Annotated in this window: 23 protein-coding genes; 7 read left to right on the top strand and 16 right to left on the bottom strand. The window is 65.2% G+C overall.

All coding sequences use genetic code 11. The features are described from left to right. Positions 1 to 80 precede the first annotated feature (80 nt). Complete coding sequence (locus ACZLIB_RS11815; RefSeq protein ID WP_478467645.1) at positions 81 to 386, bottom strand: hypothetical protein; 306 nt, start codon at positions 384 to 386, stop codon at positions 81 to 83. A gap of 105 nt (positions 387 to 491) precedes the next feature. Between ACZLIB_RS11815 and ACZLIB_RS11820 the strand changes: the two genes are divergently transcribed. Next, entirely contained in the window at positions 492 to 1163 is a 672-nt protein-coding gene (locus tag ACZLIB_RS11820) for a hypothetical protein (protein ID WP_071227350.1), read from the top strand. A gap of 783 nt (positions 1164 to 1946) precedes the next feature. On the opposite strand, the gene ACZLIB_RS11825 is transcribed toward ACZLIB_RS11820, so the two are convergent. After that, positions 1947 to 2714, bottom strand: a complete 768-nt coding sequence (locus ACZLIB_RS11825) for a DUF1353 domain-containing protein (RefSeq protein WP_478467646.1) — start codon at positions 2712 to 2714, stop codon at positions 1947 to 1949. 322 nt (positions 2715 to 3036) lie between these two features. Here ACZLIB_RS11825 and ACZLIB_RS11830 point away from each other — a divergent pair, with 322 nt between their 5' ends. The 3 genes from ACZLIB_RS11830 (at position 3037) to ACZLIB_RS11840 (ending at position 5079) form a co-directional block, all read left to right on the top strand. Next, positions 3037 to 3792: a tetratricopeptide repeat protein gene (locus ACZLIB_RS11830; RefSeq protein ID WP_071227348.1), complete on the top strand. Its 756-nt coding sequence runs from the start codon at positions 3037 to 3039 to the stop codon at positions 3790 to 3792. Between the two features lie 459 nt (positions 3793 to 4251). After that, positions 4252 to 4608, top strand: a complete 357-nt coding sequence (locus tag ACZLIB_RS11835; RefSeq protein ID WP_071227347.1) for a hypothetical protein — start codon at positions 4252 to 4254, stop codon at positions 4606 to 4608. 81 nt (positions 4609 to 4689) lie between these two features. Continuing rightward, entirely contained in the window at positions 4690 to 5079 is a 390-nt protein-coding gene (locus tag ACZLIB_RS11840) for a hypothetical protein (protein WP_256200870.1), read from the top strand. 17 nt (positions 5080 to 5096) lie between these two features. Here ACZLIB_RS11840 and ACZLIB_RS11845 read toward each other — a convergent pair whose 3' ends face one another. The 11 genes from ACZLIB_RS11845 to ACZLIB_RS11895 form a co-directional block, all read right to left on the bottom strand. Beyond that, positions 5097 to 5828 (bottom strand): hypothetical protein, encoded by a 732-nt coding sequence (locus ACZLIB_RS11845; protein WP_478467648.1) that lies wholly within the window; start codon positions 5826 to 5828, stop codon positions 5097 to 5099. A 54-nt stretch (positions 5829 to 5882) separates the two neighbouring features. Beyond that, on the bottom strand, positions 5883 to 6509 hold the full coding sequence (locus ACZLIB_RS11850) for a nucleotidyltransferase family protein (RefSeq protein ID WP_478467650.1): 627 nt from the start codon (positions 6507 to 6509) through the stop codon (positions 5883 to 5885). Further along, complete coding sequence (locus tag ACZLIB_RS11855) at positions 6485 to 7546, bottom strand: XdhC family protein (protein ID WP_478467651.1); 1062 nt, start codon at positions 7544 to 7546, stop codon at positions 6485 to 6487. The genes ACZLIB_RS11850 and ACZLIB_RS11855 overlap by 25 nt, the downstream gene beginning before the upstream one ends. A gap of 9 nt (positions 7547 to 7555) precedes the next feature. Next, complete coding sequence (paoC, locus tag ACZLIB_RS11860; protein WP_478467652.1) at positions 7556 to 9760, bottom strand: aldehyde oxidoreductase molybdenum-binding subunit PaoC; 2205 nt, start codon at positions 9758 to 9760, stop codon at positions 7556 to 7558. Then, complete coding sequence (locus ACZLIB_RS11865) at positions 9760 to 10710, bottom strand: FAD binding domain-containing protein (protein ID WP_478467654.1); 951 nt, start codon at positions 10708 to 10710, stop codon at positions 9760 to 9762. The genes paoC and ACZLIB_RS11865 overlap by 1 nt, the downstream gene beginning before the upstream one ends. Then, entirely contained in the window at positions 10707 to 11354 is a 648-nt protein-coding gene (gene paoA / locus ACZLIB_RS11870) for an aldehyde dehydrogenase iron-sulfur subunit PaoA (RefSeq protein ID WP_478467655.1), read from the bottom strand. The genes ACZLIB_RS11865 and paoA overlap by 4 nt, the downstream gene beginning before the upstream one ends. Before the next feature lie 367 nt (positions 11355 to 11721). Then, the gene (locus ACZLIB_RS11875; RefSeq protein WP_478467657.1) at positions 11722 to 12054 is read right to left on the bottom strand and encodes a hypothetical protein; all 333 of its coding nucleotides are present in this window, start codon (positions 12052 to 12054) and stop codon (positions 11722 to 11724) included. Between the two features lie 126 nt (positions 12055 to 12180). Further along, positions 12181 to 12696: an OsmC family protein gene (locus tag ACZLIB_RS11880; RefSeq protein WP_478467658.1), complete on the bottom strand. Its 516-nt coding sequence runs from the start codon at positions 12694 to 12696 to the stop codon at positions 12181 to 12183. 22 nt (positions 12697 to 12718) lie between these two features. Beyond that, on the bottom strand, positions 12719 to 13486 hold the full coding sequence (locus ACZLIB_RS11885; protein WP_478467660.1) for an SDR family oxidoreductase: 768 nt from the start codon (positions 13484 to 13486) through the stop codon (positions 12719 to 12721). 128 nt (positions 13487 to 13614) lie between these two features. Continuing rightward, positions 13615 to 14646: a LysR family transcriptional regulator gene (locus tag ACZLIB_RS11890; protein ID WP_478467661.1), complete on the bottom strand. Its 1032-nt coding sequence runs from the start codon at positions 14644 to 14646 to the stop codon at positions 13615 to 13617. Further along, positions 14643 to 14951, bottom strand: a complete 309-nt coding sequence (locus tag ACZLIB_RS11895; RefSeq protein WP_049401564.1) for a sigma factor-like helix-turn-helix DNA-binding protein — start codon at positions 14949 to 14951, stop codon at positions 14643 to 14645. The genes ACZLIB_RS11890 and ACZLIB_RS11895 overlap by 4 nt, the downstream gene beginning before the upstream one ends. 89 nt (positions 14952 to 15040) lie before the next feature. On the opposite strand from ACZLIB_RS11895, the gene ACZLIB_RS11900 reads away from it, so the two are divergent. The 3 genes from ACZLIB_RS11900 (at position 15041) to ACZLIB_RS11910 (ending at position 16937) form a co-directional block, all read left to right on the top strand. Beyond that, positions 15041 to 15520: a carboxymuconolactone decarboxylase family protein gene (locus tag ACZLIB_RS11900; protein ID WP_043033451.1), complete on the top strand. Its 480-nt coding sequence runs from the start codon at positions 15041 to 15043 to the stop codon at positions 15518 to 15520. A 55-nt stretch (positions 15521 to 15575) separates the two neighbouring features. After that, positions 15576 to 15980: a cupin domain-containing protein gene (locus tag ACZLIB_RS11905; protein ID WP_032127296.1), complete on the top strand. Its 405-nt coding sequence runs from the start codon at positions 15576 to 15578 to the stop codon at positions 15978 to 15980. A 75-nt stretch (positions 15981 to 16055) separates the two neighbouring features. Further along, positions 16056 to 16937, top strand: a complete 882-nt coding sequence (locus ACZLIB_RS11910; RefSeq protein WP_049422314.1) for an RNA polymerase sigma-70 factor — start codon at positions 16056 to 16058, stop codon at positions 16935 to 16937. Positions 16938 to 17051: 114 nt separating this feature from the next. Here ACZLIB_RS11910 and ACZLIB_RS11915 read toward each other — a convergent pair whose 3' ends face one another. From ACZLIB_RS11915 to ACZLIB_RS11925, 3 genes are all read right to left on the bottom strand, one after another. After that, on the bottom strand, positions 17052 to 17972 hold the full coding sequence (locus ACZLIB_RS11915) for an MBL fold metallo-hydrolase (RefSeq protein WP_012511063.1): 921 nt from the start codon (positions 17970 to 17972) through the stop codon (positions 17052 to 17054). A 271-nt stretch (positions 17973 to 18243) separates the two neighbouring features. After that, positions 18244 to 18720: a nuclear transport factor 2 family protein gene (locus ACZLIB_RS11920; protein ID WP_478467662.1), complete on the bottom strand. Its 477-nt coding sequence runs from the start codon at positions 18718 to 18720 to the stop codon at positions 18244 to 18246. 61 nt (positions 18721 to 18781) lie between these two features. Continuing rightward, positions 18782 to 19351: a TetR/AcrR family transcriptional regulator gene (locus ACZLIB_RS11925; RefSeq protein WP_478469927.1), complete on the bottom strand. Its 570-nt coding sequence runs from the start codon at positions 19349 to 19351 to the stop codon at positions 18782 to 18784. Between the last annotated feature and the right edge of the window lie 159 nt (positions 19352 to 19510).

Raw genomic sequence — 19510 nt, forward strand, 5'->3', positions numbered from 1 at the left:
TGCCCAGTAACAGTCCTTTATCGGTGAGCGGATTGTAGTTGATGGGCCGCGCGTAGAGGGGGGGTGACGCATCACGATAATTAGAAGGTGGCCGGATATGGTGGCATCTCGGGGAACGTGCCCAGCGGGCGCTTACCAACTGCAATCAGGGTGCTCCCGTTCGCCGCGGCGGTGGTCGGCTGTGTCTCGCTCCCGCTCGTCACAGGCGCCCCCGCCGCAGCCCTGATGCGCTCTGTGGTCGAATCGGATTGTTCGCCGAACGGATCAACGGGCCAGGTGGTCGCGATGATCTCATGGCCCTTCGCTGACAGCAGTACGCCGAACTCCGTCCGTTTGACGGACCAACCCAAGGCCCAAAGCTGCTCAGTGGTGAAGCGGTCAAGCACCTGGCCACCACCCTGCGCACGGAACTCAACGATATCGCGATGCCCATACCACCCGGTCGGTCATGCCAGAATTCCCATCCTCAAAGGAGCGACTCGGGAGGGGGAATGAAGACGGAGCTGCATAAGGTGTCCACAACGGCGCTGTGCGCAATTGTTGTGTTTGCTTTCTCTATCGGTGCAGTCTGCGCCGGCTGGGCAACCGGCATCTTTAGTACCAAAGGAAACGCGGCGGATTGGCTCGCAGCCCTCTGCGGAGCGGTAGCTGCGCTTGGTACTTGGGCGATCGGAATCGGTGCCAACAACTATGCCCGCGAGGCACATCTTCAAAGAGTGGCCGAGCGAGCTGCCCAGGATAAGCAGGAGCGCGATGCGTTGCGGCGACGCTACAGCGTCATGAAGCTGAAGCTCATAGGACTGACATACGAGCACGACGCATTCTGCGCCACCAATGATGCTGCGTCGTTTGATGATTTGAACCGATTTACTATCGAAGCAAGGAGCGTGGCGCTGTTGCATCGTCTCGGTAGCGCCGGATTCGCTCCCGAAGAATTTGTCCTCCTGGAGGAAGATGCCAGAAGAAGCTACAAAATTGTCGAGCTTCAAACCCAGCTCGTAGCTCAGCTTATTGATATGGCAATTAAGGACGAGGGCGACACCTTTGTGGTATTTGTCCGCAGTGCTGCGGAAGATCTCAAGAGGCTGGCAGTCGTCGCTGAGGACTGCCTCACGCTCGTTGACGCGGACATGGATGCTGCGCTCGCACTGGATCCGCGGTGATGTCACTTGCACCTTCCCCCCTCCTAGCTCCAGAAGAACCCGCCAGCGGCCTCGGGGGGGGGCGGTGACGGGAATGTTCAAGGCCAATGAACATCAGGTGCATGCATATTCCCCTTGAACACAGCCTGTCAAGGGGCATGAACATGCAGGGCATCAATTCCTCGCAGCAGCTCTTGGCGTAGGCCGCTCAGCGATCAGCAACTACAGGCATGCGAGGGCCCTGCCCGACCCTGTGGTGTGTGCAACCATCGCTGGGTTGAGCGGAATTCCGTTAGCGCGTGTTCTGGCGATCCGCCGAATCGACGGTGGCTGGGAGAACCTGCCCGGCTCCCGTTGCGGTGACCTGCTATCGAGCAACGTACAGTGCTTCGCAGGGAAGCCCTATCGGCAGATGGCGGCAGCCGGCGGCTGGGTGTTTTCGCCGCGCGACCGCTGCCCGTGATGCGTCAGGTTAATCAGAAGCTCGGCGGGTAGGGCTTGGATTCTGGGAACGTGCCCATCGTGCGCTCACCTAGGCGCACGATGGCGCCCCCGCTGCATGCCGCCATGACCGCGCCCGCGCTGCCGCCGCTTCCACTCGCTACGCTCGCAGAATCAGCGGCAGCACGGTCACTGTCCAGGCGGTACAACGTTGGCTCTTCCTCGCGCCGGGGTGCTTCCCTCGGCCACGCGGCCACGCCGTGGCGAACGTCTCGAACGAACTCACTGTGAGCCGAACCTCGCACCGAATTGACCTGGCCGGCCCGGGGGCCGGTTTCGGACTCCTAGGGCCTTTTATCGAGCCTATTCAAAGGTCAATGATTCGATATCGTCAAGGCTGCGATCGTTTTTCACGTACTCCTTAATCTTTTCTAGGTCTTCAGCGCTGGCCGAAGACGCTGGAGCTGCCGTCGCAAAAAATTGAACGGAGTCGGAGGACGTGAGGAGCTTCTTCAGTGTGGCCCCATCAAGATCCATCACATCCCGGGCAGAATATGAAACAAGGATGGACTTGGAAGTGCCGCCCTTCAGGCTACCCAGCATGTCCGAGTTCCCAGGCAGGGTGAATTTTACCTCGGAGGTTCGGTCTGGAAGCCCAAGCTGCTCTGATTTATCCGCAAGCTCATGCCTAACGGCGGCGACATCTTTGGATTTTATCGGAACTGATACATTCCAGCGTGGTCCGAAATGGTACACGGCGGCATACATGACTCTAGCCTTGTAAGGGTCGACCTTGCTCGCAAGCATCGCCTCGTAGAAGACGCGATGCACCTCCTTCCACGGCATGCTGCGGCTAACACAGTAGACATCGTGGATGATGGACGCGTTTCGATAGTCGCCATCGCGCGGACCGCCTATGACACTCCAGAACATGCGCGGAATTGACGCTCCATCTGCAATAGAGCCCTTTGGAGCGTGCCACTTTCGGCCTGCATCATCGGTATAGATGACATCGCTAGCCAGTTCGATCATGCCGCCGGGCAGGAGATTCACTGTAATCGGCTTGGTGAAATTCCCCGCACTCACACCACCTGAAGCAACCATCAAAAGCGCTAGAGCGATCTTCTTCATGGTTCCATCCTCGATCTCAGGAAATGGGCTTCATTGCCTTGTCCCGGGCAGGCCTTAACCCAGGCGCTACTGAGTCTGAATCAGGATCTGTGGATATTCCATATCCCCCTGTGGTTTGCCGATAGATGGTAGCGCGAGTCCGTAGCCGGCGGCGTGGTCTCTGCCGATGATGAGGATCTTGGCTCCAGGGGCAAGGATCTTGGTCGCCCCCGCCGGATTCAATCATATTAACGTGACGGGTCACGCCCGATCACCCCACCCCATTGGCGCCCCACCCCTCCCCCACTATAGTTCCAGCCCCCACAAGGACGAGGCGGCACACATGCCCTATATCGGAATCGGACTTCACGTACTGGCGGCCATCTACTTCGCGGTGCACGCCATCCGCTCGGGCCAGAGCCTCTATTGGCTCATCCTGCTCTTCTCGTTCCCGCTGCTCGGCAGCGTCGTCTACTTCCTCGCGATCTATTTCCCGGAAGTCCGCCACTCACGCGGCGCCCGGCAGGTCGTCCGTTCCGCCAAGCAGCTCATGGACCCGGGCCAGGACCTGCGCAACGCTCGCGCCGAGCTGGCGCGCACGCCTACCGTGCAGAACCGTGTTCGCCTGGGCATGACGCTGCTCGATTCCGGCCAAGCCGAGGAAGCCAGAACCCTGCTCGAGCAGGCGGCAAGCTCGCCACTGGGCGACGACCCCTACATCCTGACCGGCCTTGCCCGTGCCCGCCTGGAGTCCGGCCACGCCGCACTTGCAGTCGGGACGCTGGACGGCCTGTTTGCCCGCCATCCGGATGTGCGCCGCAAGCCAGAACAGACCCTGCTCTATGCGCAGACATTGGCAGCCACCCAGTCGCCCGACGCCCGCGCCGCGTTCGAGCGCGCTGTTGAATGCGGAAACGATGCGGCGGCCCGCTGCCTCTACGCCGAGTGGCTGATGGCGCAACCGCAGCCCGCCGATCGTGAGCAGGCCCGTAGCCTGTTCGCCAGCATCATCGACGATGCCCAGCACTGGTCGCGCCACGCGCGCAGCCACAATGCCGCCTGGCTGGAGCGGACCAAGGCCGCGTTGAAGGGCTACTGAGGCCTGGCGGCCTTTGGCAATCCTGTCGCATCCGCCTCGCTCATGATCCCTGCGTGCGGATGCCGACAGTCCGCAGGCCTGCACTACCGACATCGCCGATAGCATTGCAGCGCAAGGCTCCAGCCTCATTGCGCCGCATGCAACGATTCTGAAAATGTTGAAAGTGGTGTCGGCATCGGCCTTACTGCATTGGCATCACGCATGACCGCGCGTATTCCTTTTCGTGCCACCAATACATCGGTGGCCGGGGCTCGAAATCCCGGTAACGCGACTGTAGTTTGCGCTTGCCAGCCGGCACCACGCCTTGTGGTGCCGGCTGGCAATCCGTCGGCCGGCTATGGCGGGCGGTGCGTGGGGGCCTTGTGCCCACCGGGCCTAGTCGCGTACCGGATTTCGAGCCACGCATCGTCCGCCACCTTTATCGGTGGCGGCTTCTGCACGCACGCAAGGAGCCCAGCCATGAACCAGCCCCACTCCCCTGCCCCGCACCCGATCCACGACGCGCCTGCCAACGGTCCTGCGCTGGATCCGAACACGCTCATCGCCCTGCTGCACAGCATCGGCTCCGGCGCCGCGTCCGATGGCCAGCCCTGGCCTGAGCGCCATCAGATGCCTGGGCGGCGCATTGCTCTGGCAGACACCGATTGCTCCTTGGCCGGCCTTCGTGTGGTGCTGGAAATCCTGTTGGCCGCACAGCGTGCCCGCGAGAACGGCGAGTTGGAGCAATACGTCGGCCCGCGCGTCATGGAAGGGCTGATCATGGCTGGGTTGGGACTCACGGCGCATGCCATCGATCGGGTGCGCCCGGAGGGCTGAGTGGCTTGCTGCCGCTGGGCGGCCACAGCGCTGCTCCTCACGGCAGTGGTCGCGGCACAACCTTGGTGGTCGGCGCCGCCTGTGCCCGAGGCGCTCGCGTTCCAGAGCATCACCGACAATCGCTTTTCACAGCTGCGCCGCCAAGCGGTGCAGTTCGTGGAGGCTCGGCCTCGGCAGGGCTTCCAGTTCGTTGAACGGCAACGGGATGTCTCTTTCCAGATTCGCTGCAACGGCGTTCCGGTGCTCTTGCTGGAGAGGCGCTCGCGACATCTGCTGTTGCGTGTCTCACTGGACGCGGAGCAGCGGGCGCCCGCCGTTGTGCAGTTGCGGGCGCTCCTCCAATGGCAGTTGGAGCCATTGGATCATCTGGAACAGGTGCTGGCTGGTGTGCCAGAGCCTGTTCTGATGGACCGGATGCTGCAGGTTCTCGCTGGCGATGTGCCTGAGGGCGCGCGATGTGGCGTGCCGTAGTCGAGCGTGGTTCGACTCTACAGAGCCGCGGGCTGCGGGGGTTCGGGTTCGTGGATGGAGCCTTCGAGCAAGGCGACGTAGGTGTCCAGGCGGATGCGCATGCTGATCAGCATCCAGCCCAACAGGTACAGAAGCACCATGGCGAGGATCAACAACCCGCCGACCAGGCTGACGTCGAAGGCGCCTGCCCAGTCGCCCCATTTCCATCCCCGGAACTGCAAATAGAACGCAATGAGCAGCGGGAATGGCCCAAGGCGTTGCAGACCGCCGTACATCAGGCCCATGCGCTCGATCATGTTGTTGCGCAGCTGACTGACATACTTGAGGCGGCGCTCGCGCTCAATGCGAGGGAAACGGCGAAGCTCGGTAACCACCGCTTGCCAGTGGGCGAAGTCACCGTCCATCTCCTTGGCGTGCGACAGCCGTGGCTGACTGAATTGGCGGATGCCTCTGCGGGCCGCCAGGGCGCCCCCAACAATGAAGCCCCCGATTTCGATTGCCAGGCAGGCAATAACCACCTGGAGTACTGCGCCAATAGGCAGCCATCGATCCGGAAGCTGAGCAGTAAGTATGCCGATGATCGCCGCACCCATGCCGATGCGAAACGACCAGGTCTCCACCCTGCCCGCCTTACGATAGATGCTATGTTCAACCAGCCCTTGCACCCGCTGGTAGAGCCAGTGGAAGGTCAGTTCCTGGTGCTTCGTCCTGTCCGACGAATCGAATCCGCCCTCTGCCTGCATATCCATTGCGTCCCCCTGCCCGCCGGCGCAGATGCCGGCGCCACCATCGTAGCCGACGACTCACCTCCCGGCATCGATCCAGCCCGCAAGGCGCGCACGCGCGAGATCTTCTGGCGTGTCGATATCCAGGCCCAGCTCCGGCGCTTGAAGGGCATGCACGGCATCGATGGGAAGCTGCCTCAAGCGCGCTCCGAAGCCGCGGTCACCGGTTGCGCCCGCAGCGTTGAACCATGCACGCGGCACTACTGCAGGAACGCCAAGGACGTTTCCGTGACGGGTGCCTGCGCACCCTGACGCCGAGGCGCAGGCACCCAAAAGCAACGCCTGCAGATGGGAGTGCTCGATCCCGGGCTGGTCGCATGCCACGACCATCACGGCGGCCACCGTGGGCAGCAGGTGTGTGCCTGCGACCTGCAGGCTGCTGGCCAGGCCGCTTTCCCAGTGGTGGTTGGTTACCGGAGTCGCATCCAGTCCGGAAATGCTGGATGTCACGGCCTGTGCGTTCGCGCCCACCACCACCAACACCTGCGATGGCGCGAGCTCCAAGGACAACCGCACTACGCGATGTACAAGGCCCTCGCCCTGCCGGGTCAGAAGCTGCTTGGGCTGGCCGAGTCGGGTGCTCCCGCCCGCAGCAAGCACGACGACTGCATGCGCGGCCGTCATGTGCCGGCGGTGCTTCGCCATTGCTGCAGCTGCGCGGCGATGCTGAGCGAAATCGCCTCCGGCCCTCGGCCGCCGATGTTGAGGCCGACCGGCGATCGAAGTCTCGGGGACAGGCGGTGGCGCTGATCCGGTGTCAGCAGCTTGAACAGATCCTCACGCCTTCGCCGCGGACCCAGAAGTCCAATGAAGGCAACCTCGGTATCGGCCAAGGCCACCAGTGCCTCGCGGTCCAGCTCGAAGTCGTGGTGCATCACCAGCACCGCGTCGCACGGGTCGGCATGGAGGGCCTCGGCCGGGCTCACCTGGCGCTGTGCATCCGCGCCCTGCCCCGCTGAGGACCAGCGCGCTCGTCGTTCGGCCACGCTGACCCGCCACCCCAGTCCCCGCAGCAACGGAACCAGGAAGGGCGTTTCTGGACCGCCACCCAGCACCAGAGCCCGTGGAAGCCGGGGCAATGGCAAACGCCACGCTGCTTCTCCAAAGGGCTGCGCCCCGTCCATCGGGTTCAGCTGCCATGCCTGCTCGCGATGGCCGGCGCGGAAAACGATCTGCCCCGACGTGCGAAGGTCGCGCTGGAGTGACACGCCGTCGCGCAACCAAGCCTCGATCACGTCGTCGATGCCGGCCATGGCACGCAACGGCAGAAGCGCAATCCGAAGCCGGCCGCGGCAGCCGAGCGCGGACCCACTCAACAGGTCGTCGTCACTGCGGGTGTCGATCTCGATCCAGTCGACCTGCCCTGCCGCGCTCACCTGCTCCGCGCGGCGCGCGAGCTCAGGCTCCAGGCATCCGCCGCTGAGCCAGCCGACCTGGCTGCCGTTGCAGAACAGCACCATGTCACCGGCACCGGCGTAGGTGGAGCCATCGGTTTCCATCACCAGCGCGAGCACGGCGTGCTCCCCCGCGCGCACGCGCGTCAAGGCCGCCTCGAGCACGCTACGCGGGCTGCCTTCGGCGAGGAAGCCCGGCGCTGCGGACAGGTGCACGGCAGGATCTCTGGGCTCCACTCCCTCTGCCGCAGAGGCCTCCAGCACGGGTGAGGCCACGGGTCGGTCCATGCGCAACGGTCAGCCTACGTCGGGCAAGCCGGGCAACAGCTTGTCCAGGGTGATGGGATAGTTGCGCACGCGCACACCGGTGGCGTTGTAGACCGCATTGGCGATCGCGGCTCCGACACCACAGATGCCCAGCTCACCGACGCCCTTGGCCTTCATCGGCGAGATCACCGGGTCCAGCGTGTCGAGGAAGACCACGTCCTGGTGCGGAATGTCAGCGTGTACGGGAACCTCGTAGCCCGCAAGGTCGTGGTTGACGAACAAACCAAGCCTTTTGTCGACCACCAGTTCCTCCATCAGGGTCGCGCCCGCACCCATCACCATCCCGCCGATGACCTGGCTGCGTGCGGACAGAGGGTTGAGGATCCGGCCGCCATCACATACGGCAAGCATCCTGCGGATGCGCGTCTCTCCGGTGTAGGCATGCACGGCAACCTCGCAGAAATGTGCTGCATAGGTACCGACGTCGTACTCCTGCTTGAACTTGCCGAAGGCAATGCCGTCCTCTGCCGACAGTGTCCCCGCTTCGGCCAGGTCGATGGTCCGCCCACCCGCTTGGATGTGGCCATTGGCGAAGTTTGCGGTGTCGCCGTCGAAGCCCAGTTTCTCGCCCACCTTGCGGCGCAGGCTGACGCACGCCGCGTACACGCCGGCGGTGGAGCTTGCCGCGCCCCACTGGCCGCCGGAACCGGCGGAGGCGGGATGACGGGAATCGCCGAGGGTCACCTGGACCCGGTCCAGCGGCACGCCCATGGTCTCGGCTGCCGTCTGCGCGATGATCGTGTAGGAGCCGGTGCCGATGTCGGTCATGTCGGTTTCCACGATCACCCCGCCCTGGCCGTCAAGCCGGACCCGCGCCGCCGACTTCATCGTCGGCGCGCCGCGATAGCCCGCGGACACGCCCATGCCGACCAGCCAGTGCCCGTCCCGTACCTGCGCCGGCTTGGCGTTGCGCTTGTTCCAGTTGAAGCGTTCCGCGCCCTCGCGCAGGCAGCGCACCAGGTTGCGGTCGGAGAACTTCTTGCTCGGATCGCCGGGCACGACCTCGGGCTCGTTGAGGATGCGGAACGCGATCGGGTCGAGGCCCAGCTTCTCGGCCATTTCGTCCATCGCCACTTCCAGTGCCATGTGGCCCGGCGCTTCGCCCGGCGCGCGCATCGCATTGCCTTCGGGCATGTCGAGCGTGGCGATGTAGTTGGCCGCCAGGCGGTTGGCGCCTGCATAGAGCTTGGGCGTCTGCAGGGTGCCGTTCTCGCCGTCCTCGCCGTTGATGTTGCCCGACCAGTTCTCATGGGCGATGGCGGAGATCGTGCCGTCTTTCGCGCAACCGATCCGGACGCGTTGGATGGTCGCGTGCCGGTGCGTGGTGTTGTTGGGCATCAACGGGCGTTGCAGCGCGATCTTCACCGGCCGCCCGACCTGCTTGGCGGCCAGTGCGGCCAGCACCGCGTCGGCACGGATGAACAGCTTGCCGCCGAAGCCGCCGCCGATATAGGGCGAGTCCACGCGCACCTTGTCGGGATCGATGCCGAGGATCGCGGCCATGCCCTGTTTGGCCCAGTCGATCATCTGGTTCGAGGTCCACAGGGTGAGCGTGTCGCCTTCCCAGGCGGCGATGGTGGCGTGCGGCTCCATCATGGAATGACTTTCGTCGGCTGTGTGGTAGGTCTCGTCGAGCTTGACCGCCGCGCTCGCGTAGGCGGTGTCGAAATCGCCGAGCGTCTGCCGGTCGGGCTTGCCACCGCGCCCCTTTGCCAGCGGCGCGGACGGTGCCAGTGCTGGGAAATCGAAGCGCCCCTTGCCGCGCTCGTAGCGGGTGCGGATCAACGCCGCAGCGGCGCGGGCCTGCTCGAAGGTCTCTGCCACCACGCAGGCAATGGCCTGGTGGTAATGGGCGACCTCGGGCCCGCCGAACAATGGCGCATTGTTCCAGTTGGATGTGCCGACCGGTTTGGTCTCCGGTGCGGTGATCACCGCCAGTACGCCGGGGGCGGCACGTGCACGGGAGGCATCCATCGAGATGATGCGCCCCTTGCCGATGCCCGCGCCGACGATGTAGCCGTAGACCTGGTTTGGCGCCACGTCATGGCGCTCGTAGGCATAGGGGGCGGTGCCGGTGGTCTTGCGTGGGCCGTCGATGCGCGGCGTCGACTTGCCGACCACCTTGGCCTTGTCGAACAGGTTGTCGCCGGCGGGGGCGTTGAATTCGAGGGGCATCAGCGCTCTCCTTCGGCCAGAACGGCTGCGAGGGTGCGCTCGGCAAGTGCGATCTTGAACGCGTTCTCCTGCGTTGGACGGGCACCGGCGAACACCTGCCGGGTCGTGGCCTTGACGCTGTCGCGCAGCAGGGGTTCGGCTGCTTCGATGCGCCACGGCTTCGGCGCGACCCCGCCGAACGCGAATCGCGCCGAGCCGTCACGCTGCACGACCGCGGCGACCGACACCAGTGCGAACGCATAGGACGCGCGGTCACGTACCTTGTGGTACACGTGCCGGCCGCCCAGCGGTTCCGGCAGCGTGACGTGGGTGATCAGCTCACCGCGCTGCAGCACGTTGTCCTGCTGTGGCGTGTCGCCCGGGGAACGATGGAACTCGGCAATCGGAATGCTGCGCGTGCTGCCATCGCCCTTGACGGTCTGGATCGAGGCGTCCAGCACGCGCAGCGCCACCGCCATATCGCCGGGATAGGTCGCGATGCAGCTGTCCGAGGTACCGATCACGCCCATCTGCCGGGAGAACCCTTCGAGCGCGCCGCAGCCTGATCCGGGCAGGCGCTTGTTGCAGGGCAGATGGGGGTCGTAAAAGTACGGGCAGCGCGTGCGCTGCAGCAGGTTGCCGCCGGTGGTGGCCTTGTTGCGCAGCTGCCCGGACGCGCCTGCCACGATCGCGCGGGTCAGCACACCGTAGTCGCGGCGCACGCGCTCATGCGAGGCCAGCGCGGTATTGGTGACCAGCGTGCCGATGCGCAGGCCGCCGTCGTCTGTAGGTTCGATCCTGTCCAGACCGATGTCCTGCACGTCGACCAGGTGCGCGGGCGTCTCGACCTCCAGCTTCATCAGGTCGAGCAGGTTGGTTCCTCCCGCCAGGAACTTCGCGCCCTCGGTGTCGGCGACGGCCCTGGCGGCCTCGGCAGGAGACTTCGCGCGCTCGTAGCTGAAGACCTTCATGAGCGCCCCCGTCCAGAGGTCGCGCCAGCGACCTCTTGCATCGCCTCGGCAATGTTGGAATACGCGCCGCAGCGGCAGAGGTTGCCGCTCATGCGTTCGCGCATTTCCATGTTGGTAGCCTGGGGCCGTGCGCTGACATCGGCCTGCGCATGGCTGGGGACACCGCGCTTGATCTCGTCCAGTACCGCCACCGCCGAACAGATCTGCCCCGGCGTGCAGTACCCGCACTGGTAACCGTCATGCTTGATGAAGGCGGCCTGCATCGGATGCAGGTCATCCGGGGTTCCGAGGCCCTCGATGGTAGTGATGGTATCGCCCTGGTGCTGCACCGCCAGGCTGAGGCAGGCATTGATGCGCTCACCATTGACCAGCACGGTACAGGCGCCGCATTGACCGTGGTCGCAGCCCTTCTTGGTCCCGGTCAGTTTCAGATGTTCGCGCAGGGCGTCGAGCAGCGTGGTCCGCGTGTCGAGCTCAAGCTCACGATGCGTGCCGTTGACCGTCAACGCCACCGTGCTGATGACCGGCGGCCTGGGCGGCCGGGACGCCGCCAGTTCGGCGGCGAGCGATGATGCCCCCGGTGCGGCAGACATCGCCATGGTCGTGGCGCCGCCGGCGATCACCTGGCGACGCGTCAACTTCATTCCTTCGTCCCAACTTGGCACAGTGACCTCCTGGCGTTCGGGGAAACCCCGTGGCTGGATGGACGCGCTCAGACTACCGAAGGGGCACTATGCCCGTCTGGGTAGTACAGATCTGTGAAGCCTGTCCATGGCGTGCCGGTATCGCCGGCCGAGCCTGCTGGCCGGTCATCTTCAGCGCCGCCTCTGGCAAACGTGCGCCTGGTGGACAGCGTATTGATGCCCAGGTAAAGCCGCCCAGGCAGGCCCAAAGCGCGCCGTGGGCTGGTCTGCGGAACTGCGCCATGCGGCGCTCGGATACGGTGCTGCGTCGGTGGTCAGCAACCGCTGTGGTCCGGGCGAGCTGCCACGGCCGTGCACGATGCTGGACTCATTGCCGTGTGGATCGGCTGCGGGAAGACGCCAGAAGGATGAGCAGCACATAGCAGGCCAGCGCCCCCAGGGTCAGGCCTATGACCTCGATCTCCCAGTTCCTGCGGTAGGGCGAAGGACCGACGATGGCCCAGATCAACGCAAGCGCCCCAAGCAGGAGCATTGTCTTGTTGGCCTGTGAGATGAGCTCGACTTCGGAGGCAAACCCCATGTTGGGATCGAAGGTACCGAACAGCCAGCTGAGCCTCTTCCAGTAATCACGCGCAAGAAAGAACAGGAAGACAAAGACCCCCATCAATGCACCCGCTAGCAGCTGATACTGCACTTCCATGGCAGCCTCTTGAGGGGATCTGGCGTTTCCACGCGTGGACGTCCCGCAGCTTAGCCGGATTTAGATGAGGCGTGCATCCGTTGGCCGGAAGCGGACGTCAGGGCAATAGTCGAGCATGGCTCGACTCTACAGAGGCGCGGACTGCGGGCCGACCCGAACATGCACCACATGGCTGATGCCACGATGGAACATCTTGGCGTACGGGCAGACGCGTTCGGTGTTGCGCACCAGTTCGCAGGCCAGGTTCGCATCCATGCCGGGAAGATGGACCACGATCTCGGCCGACAGCAGGTACAGCCCATCTGCCGGATCACGGGCGAAGGTGACCGCCACTTCGACGCTGGGGTTGTGCAGCAGCAGGCCGGCACGCGCGGCCACCAGTGCCATGGCGCCGTGGAAGCAACCGGCGTAGCTTGCGGCCAATAGCTGCTCGGGATTGGAGCCGCCGCCAGGCCCTCCGAGTTCCGGCGGCAGGCGCAGGTCCACCGCCAGTGCACCGTCGTCCGATCGCACCACGCCAGACGCGCGCCCGTGCTGGGCCTGGCCACCGCTCACCCGCACGCGGCCGGTGTACAGCGGCTGCACGTCGTCGCCCTGGTAGCGGTCCAGCATGGCGGGCGAAGGTGGCTTCAGCTCGGTCATTGGCAGGCGATCGATTCGTCGCTCAGACGGGCTGCCGCTGCAACAGGCCGGACTGCTGCAGCCAGGCTTCGAAGCCGACCTGCCCCAGCCAAGCCTGCCCCACCGGCACCAGCGTATCGATCTGCAGCGGCGCACCGAAGTACAGGGACTCGGCGTCTGCCACGACCTGCCGCGGGTCGCCGGTCCGCTGCAGATACTGCCTGGCCAGATCCGCCATCGCGGCGCGCTGGGGGCCCGCAATTTCCACTACGTCATTGCGGGGTGGCTGCTGCGCGATGCGTGCCACCGCTTCGGCAACATCCTCGGCGGCAATCGGCTGAACGTCGGCGGCGGGCAAGCGCAGGGTCGCCCCATTGCCGGCGGACTGGATGATGCCCGGCAGGAACTCGAAGAACTGCGTGGAATGGATGATGGTGTACGGCAGGCCCGAATCGCGGATCAGGCGCTCCTGGGCGATCTTGCCGCGGAAGTAGCCGCTGGCCGCAAGCTTGTCGGTGCCTACGACGGAAAGCGCAACGTGGTGGCGTACGCCGGCACGGGCGGCGGCGGTCAGGATGTTGTGGCCAGCGGTCACGAAGAACGAAAGCACTGCTGCATCTTCGAACGAGGGCGAGTTGGCCAGGTCCACCACCACGTCGACGCCGTCCATGGCGGCGTCCAGGCCTTCACCGGTCAGCACATCCACCCCAGTGGAGGGCGCTGCCACCACGATCTCATGCCCGGCGGTGCGCAGGCGCTCCACCACCTTGCTGCCGATGCGGCCGGTACCACCGATGACGAGGAATTTCATGACGTGTCTCCTGGAATGTAGAAGGGGCGACCGGTTGTGGCCGGTCATGCTGGAATCGTAGGCAGCGTGGGTGCGGGGCAGTAGGTCCGCGCTGGGGCGCGCACTGTTGCCCGGCACGCACCAATGCTTCAGGCCCAGGCGGGCTGTGCCTCTGGCTTCATGGACGTGGCCTGTTGGCGCGCTTCCCAATGCGAGATCACATCCAGCTCGAGCGCGCGCACCCGCTGCGTGCTGAAGTCGATGAAGGCCCGCACGCGCTTGGGAAGCTGGCGGCGGCTGAGGTAGCACAGGTAGTGGCCGCGATCGAGCGGCGCATGCCGATCCAGGCAGGTCACCACCCTGCCCGCCCACAGCGCTTCACGTATCTGATAGCTGGGCAACTGGGCGATGCCCAGCCCGTCGATGACGGCCTGCAGGGCCAGATCGGCATCGTTGAATACCAGTGCGGTTGGGGGCTGCAGGTGCACTTCGGTACCGTCGACACGGAATTCCCAGGGCTGCATGCGTCCACCCGGCAGGCGCCGCCCGATGCAGGCATGCGTGGACAGCGCATCCACCGACGACGGTAGACCCTGCGCCTGCACGTACGCCGGTGACGCGCACACCACCAGCTGCATCGGCACCAGCTGCTTGGCGATCACCTGGCTGTCTTCCAGCAGGCCGTCGCGGAACGCCACATCGATGCGGTCACCCGCCAGGTCGGGGGCCTGCTCGTCCAGCAGCAGTTCTACCGAGACCTGCGGGTACTCGGCGCGGAAGGCGGCCAGCAAGGGGGCGATCACCCGCCGGCCGAAGCCGTGGCTGGCACTGATGCGCAGGTGCCCGCGCGGCGGGCCCTCGCGCAGGTCGCGCATTTCCTCCAGCGCCTGCAGGATGCAGTTCACGCCCGGGTTGCAGCCCTCCAGGAACAGCTCGCCTTCGCGGGTCAGCGTGGTCGAGCGCGTGGTGCGCAGAAACAACCGCACGCCCAGCTGGTTTTCCAGCTTCTGCACGCTGCGGCTGACGGCCGAACGGCCGATGCCAAGGCGGTCGGCCGCGCGGGCGAAACTGCCCTCGGCCGCCACTGCAATGAAGGCCAGCACGCCGGCGTAGCTGGTGGAGAAGGATGCATTGAGCGCATCGTGGCCGTCGCTGGCCGGGTTGGGCTGTGCGATGTTCATGGGCGGCCTGGCTCCAGGCGGGCACGGCGTGCGTGCAGGTGGTTCCGCGCCAGCGCCAGGCGCTGCCTGCACGCGGAAAGGTCGAGCCCCAGCAGGGGCACAATGTCCTCGAACCCTGCGCCCAGCACGTCGTGCAGCAACAGCACCGCACGTGCATCGGGCGGCAATTCGCGCAGTGCGGCCAGGAAGGTCTGCCAGACCTGTTCGCTGGCAGGGCGGAATGCGGTGCGCAGGTGCGATGAGGTGTCCATGCCCGGCAGACGGCCGAGCATCGGCCGCTGTGACAGGCCATTGGTGTTTTTCATGCAACAGCATGCGGCCCGGCCCCGGCCTACCGGCAGTGCGGGCGCAGGCCTAGCCTCGCTGTGTCCTTCACTCGCTACAGGAACACGCCATGACCGCACGTCTGGATTACGCCGCGCAATCGCCGGAACTGTTCAAGAAGCTCGGCCTGTACTCGCATGCCGCCCATACCGCCTCGATCGAAGCGGCCATCATCGATCTGGTCAACATCCGTGCATCGCAGCTCAACGGCTGCGGCTTCTGCCTGGACATGCACGTGAAGGAGGCCACCCTGCGCGGCGAGCGCCCACTGCGCTTGCACCACCTGGCGGCATGGCGTGAATCGACGCTGTTCAGCCCGCGCGAGCGCGCCTGCCTGGCCTGGACCGAAGTGCTGACCCAGCTGCCGGCGCAGGGTGTGCCCGACGAGCTGTACGCGCGTGTGCGCGGCCAGCTGTCCGAGCAGGAGATCGTCGACCTGACCCACGCGGTGATGGCGATCAACGCCTGGAACCGCGCCAACGTCGCCTTCCGTACTACGCCCGGCACCTTGGATACGGCCTTTGGCCTGGACAAGGCCGGCCTGGCCTGATCGATCCGCCGCTGCCCCATGCAGCGGCCCTCCCCTACCGCACTGGAGACCTGCCATGCGTCGTTCTGTTCTGGCCCTGCTTGCGCTGCTGCCACTGTGCAGCGCTGCCGCCACCCCGCCCCCTGCTGCGCCCGAGCCCCTGGTACGCGAGGTGATGACCCGCGCCCTGCCGGAGCAGCCCGGCAAGGAAGCGCTGATCCTTACCGTGGAATACCCACCGGGTGGCGCCGATCCGGTGCACCGCCACGATGCCCATGGCTTCGTCTACGTCCTGGAAGGACGGATCGTGATGGGCGTGGCCGGCGGCAAGGAAGTCACCCTCGGCCCGGGCGAGGCCTTCCATGAAGGCCCGGCCGATCTGCACACCGTGGGTCGTAACGCCAGCGCTACCGAGCCGGCGAAGTTCGTGGTGTTCCTGATCAAGGACATCGGCAAGCCGGCGGTTCTGCCGCCGCACTGATCGCACGTCCGGCGCTGGCACCAAGGACAGGTCCCCGGGTGTCACAATCCGGGGACCTGTCCCGTCTACGCTGGCATGGACGATTCCACTGCGCTGTTCTCCCGCCTCCGCCCGCGCCTGTTCGGCGTGGCCTACCGCATGCTTGGGTCTTCGCACGAAGCCGAGGACGTGGTGCAGGATGTCTGGCTGCGCTGGCATGGCGCCGACCCGTCACAGATCGAGAATCCCGAAGCCTGGCTGGTGGCCACCACCACCCGTCGCGCCATTGATGGCCTGCGCCTGGCCCGGCATACGCGCGAACACTATGTCGGCATGTGGTTGCCCGAGCCGCTGCTGACCGATGACACCAGCACCCCTGAGTATGTGCTGGAAACCGCCAGTGATCTGTCGGTCGCCTTCCTCAGCGTGCTGGAGCGGTTGGCACCGGATGCGCGTGCGGCCTTCCTGCTGCACGACGTGTTCGATCAGGACTACGCGGTGGTCGCGCGCACCCTGGACAAGACAGAAGCCGCCTGCCGGCAGATCGTGCATCGCGCACGCCTGCAGCTCAGGCAGGAGCGCCCGCGCTACAACGTCCCGCAGGAGGTGCACCAGAAACTGCTGCGCCGTTTCGCCGAGGCCGTATCCAGCGGCGATTTCCGCACGATGAAGGCGCTGATGGCCGAGTCGGCAGAGCTGGTGGGTGATGGCGGTGGCATCGTCACCAGCTTCCCCAAACCGATGGTCGGAGGCGCACGCATTGCCCAGCTGCTGTATGCCCCGCACCTGCGGCGCAGCGCGCAATTGCGGATGGTGCCGGCCATGCTCAACGGACGGCTGGGACTGCTGCGCTATTTCGATGGTGAGCTGGAAGCGGCGATGGCCTTCGAGACCGATGGCGAACGGATCACGCAGATCCTGGTGCAGCGCAACCCGCACAAGCTGCAGCGGCTGGCACTACCCACCTCCATCCAGTAGATCCGCGCCCCGCGTGGATGGCATCCATTGCGACCTCGTTCTTGCGGGATTCGACCGGGGCGCCGATGCGCCCCGATCGTGAACGCCTGCCTGCGCAACGGCCGCAGGACCCGATCAGAAGTCCCAGAACACCGGCACCCAGCGGAAGGTCTCGCCCTCCAGCGACACCCGGCCCACTGACGGGAACGGAAGATGCGTGGCCACCAGCATTTCACCGGTGCCTGCCAGTTCCTTCAGCAGGGCGATGCGGACGCGCGCGGATTCCTCCGGGTCATGCTCGAAGCCGTTGTGCCAGTTCGGCTGGTCGAAGCCGACCGCGAACACCGCGTCACCGGCAAAGGTCAGGGCCTGCCCGGCAGACGCCACGCGCACCACGCAGTGGCCCGGGGTATGCCCACCGGTGCGGCGGGCCGTCACGCCCGGCGCGATCTGCTGTTCGTCCTGGAAGGTGTGCACGTAGCTGCTGTACTCGGCCCAGAAGTGCTTGGCCGTAGCGCGCAGCGCATCGGGGAACCCCTGCGGCATGTTGGTACGGCTGAAGTCCGGCGACTTCCAGAACTCCACCTCTGCCGCGGCCACGTGGATCTTCAGGTCCGGGCGCAGCTGTTCCTTTACGCCTTCAACCAGCAGCCCACCGACGTGGTCCATGTGCATGTGGGTGATCACCACATCGGTGATTTCGCCCAGGTTGATACCGGCGGCACCGAGGCGGCGGATCAACTGGCCGGCGCGCGGCAGCTGCAGGTCCGGGTCCATGCCCAGGCCGGCATCGATGAGGATGGTGCGATCACCGCTGTGCACGACCATCACGTTCAATGCCCAGTCGAAGGCATCCTGCGGCAGGTACATCTCTTCGAACCATTCGGCACGGTCGGCGGCCGGTACGTTGTGGCCGAGCATCTGGGTGGGCAACGGCAGGACGCCATCGCTGATCACCAGCACTTCGACGTCGCCCACCTTGAGGGCGTAGCGCGAGGGCACCAGCTCATCGAGGGCGGGGGCAATGGGCGCGGCGGTGTTTTCCAGACTGAACATGAGGGATCTCCACGAAGGGGCATTGGGCGGGCAGCGATGCAAGGCTGGCGCGAACGATTCCGGGCGCTTTCCCACGGCGCAGGGCGTGGCGTTGCCAGGGCACGATGCCTGGCAGGCCAGCGCTGCAGGGTTCATGGGAAGGCGGGCCACTGCGCACGCGGTGGGCCCGGAACACGGCATGTGCCGTGTGCGATCAGCCTAGGCAGCACACCGTTGCTGCGGTAGGCCCGTGGAGGGGGACGTGATGTTGCATTCCAGGAAGCAATGCGAATCACATACCCAGATCAGACAGCCCCGGATGATCATCGGGGCGGCGCCCCAGCGGCCAGTGGAACTTGCGGTCACTTTCCTTGATCGGCATGTCGTTGATGCACGAAAAGCGGCGTTGCATCAGGCCATCGGCGCCGAATTCCCAGTTCTCGTTTCCATAGGAACGGAACCAGTTGCCGGAGTCGTCGTGCCATTCGTACGCGTACCGGACAGCAATACGGTTTTCGGTAAAGGCCCAGAGCTCCTTGATCAGGCGGTACTCGAGCTCCTTGTTCCATTTGCGTGCCAGGAACTGCCGCGCTTCCTCGCGGCCATGGGTGAACTCGGCACGGTTGCGCCACTCGGTGTCCAGCGAATAGGCCAGCGAAACCCTGTCAGCATCGCGGGAGTTCCAGCCATCTTCGGCAAGGCGAACTTTCTCGATGGCCGATTCACGGGTGAACGGGGGGAGTGGCGGGCGGGGTGCTTCAGTGGGCACGGTGGGGCCTCCAATCAAATGGATGAACGGGGTGCTTCGACGGATCTTGATGACTCAGGCGTCAGCGCCTGGCCTGCTCCAACAACACCGCTGCAACATCCCTTGCAGTGTCTGCGGCGTTGTAGTCGCCCATCACGCGCGAGACGGTGATGGCGCCTTCCATGAGAACCAGCAGCTGCCGCGCCAGTGCTTCCGGCTGCTGGATGTCCAGTTGCGTGGTGAGTTTCAGCGTGTAATCCAGCAGCTTCTGCTTGTGATGTTTGGCGATGTGGCGAATCGGATCATCGGGGTCGCCGACCTCGCCTGCGGTGTTGATGAAGGCGCAGCCGCGATAGCCCTCGGACTGGAACCAGCCCTTGAGCACGGTGAACATGCCGAGGATGCACGCTTCCGGGGTGTCGGCCTTGTTGCACTCCTGCTGGAACCAGGTGAGCCAGCGCACGTCGCGCGCGTTCAATGCCGCAGCGGCCACCTGGTCCTTGTTTTCAAAGTGCCGGTAGATGCTCTTCCGGGCAACGCCGGAGGTCTTCACCAGCAGGTCCATGCCGGTGGCGTGGATCCCGTTCTGGTAGATCAGCGCCTCGGCCGTGGCCAGGATCTTCTGCTGGGTATCGGAGGTAGTTGTGTTCACGACGCCAATGTAGAACGATCGTTCTACCCTGTCAACGGGTGGCGCGGCGACCTCTCGCGTGGGCAAGCTCGCGCAGGACGATCTATCAAGAAATTCGTACATGTCATCATCCAGGCGCCTGATTTCGGTCGCAAAGTACGTCTCACCACCCACCCATGA

The sequence above is a fragment of the Stenotrophomonas sp. 220_Sma genome (assembly GCF_056487375.1).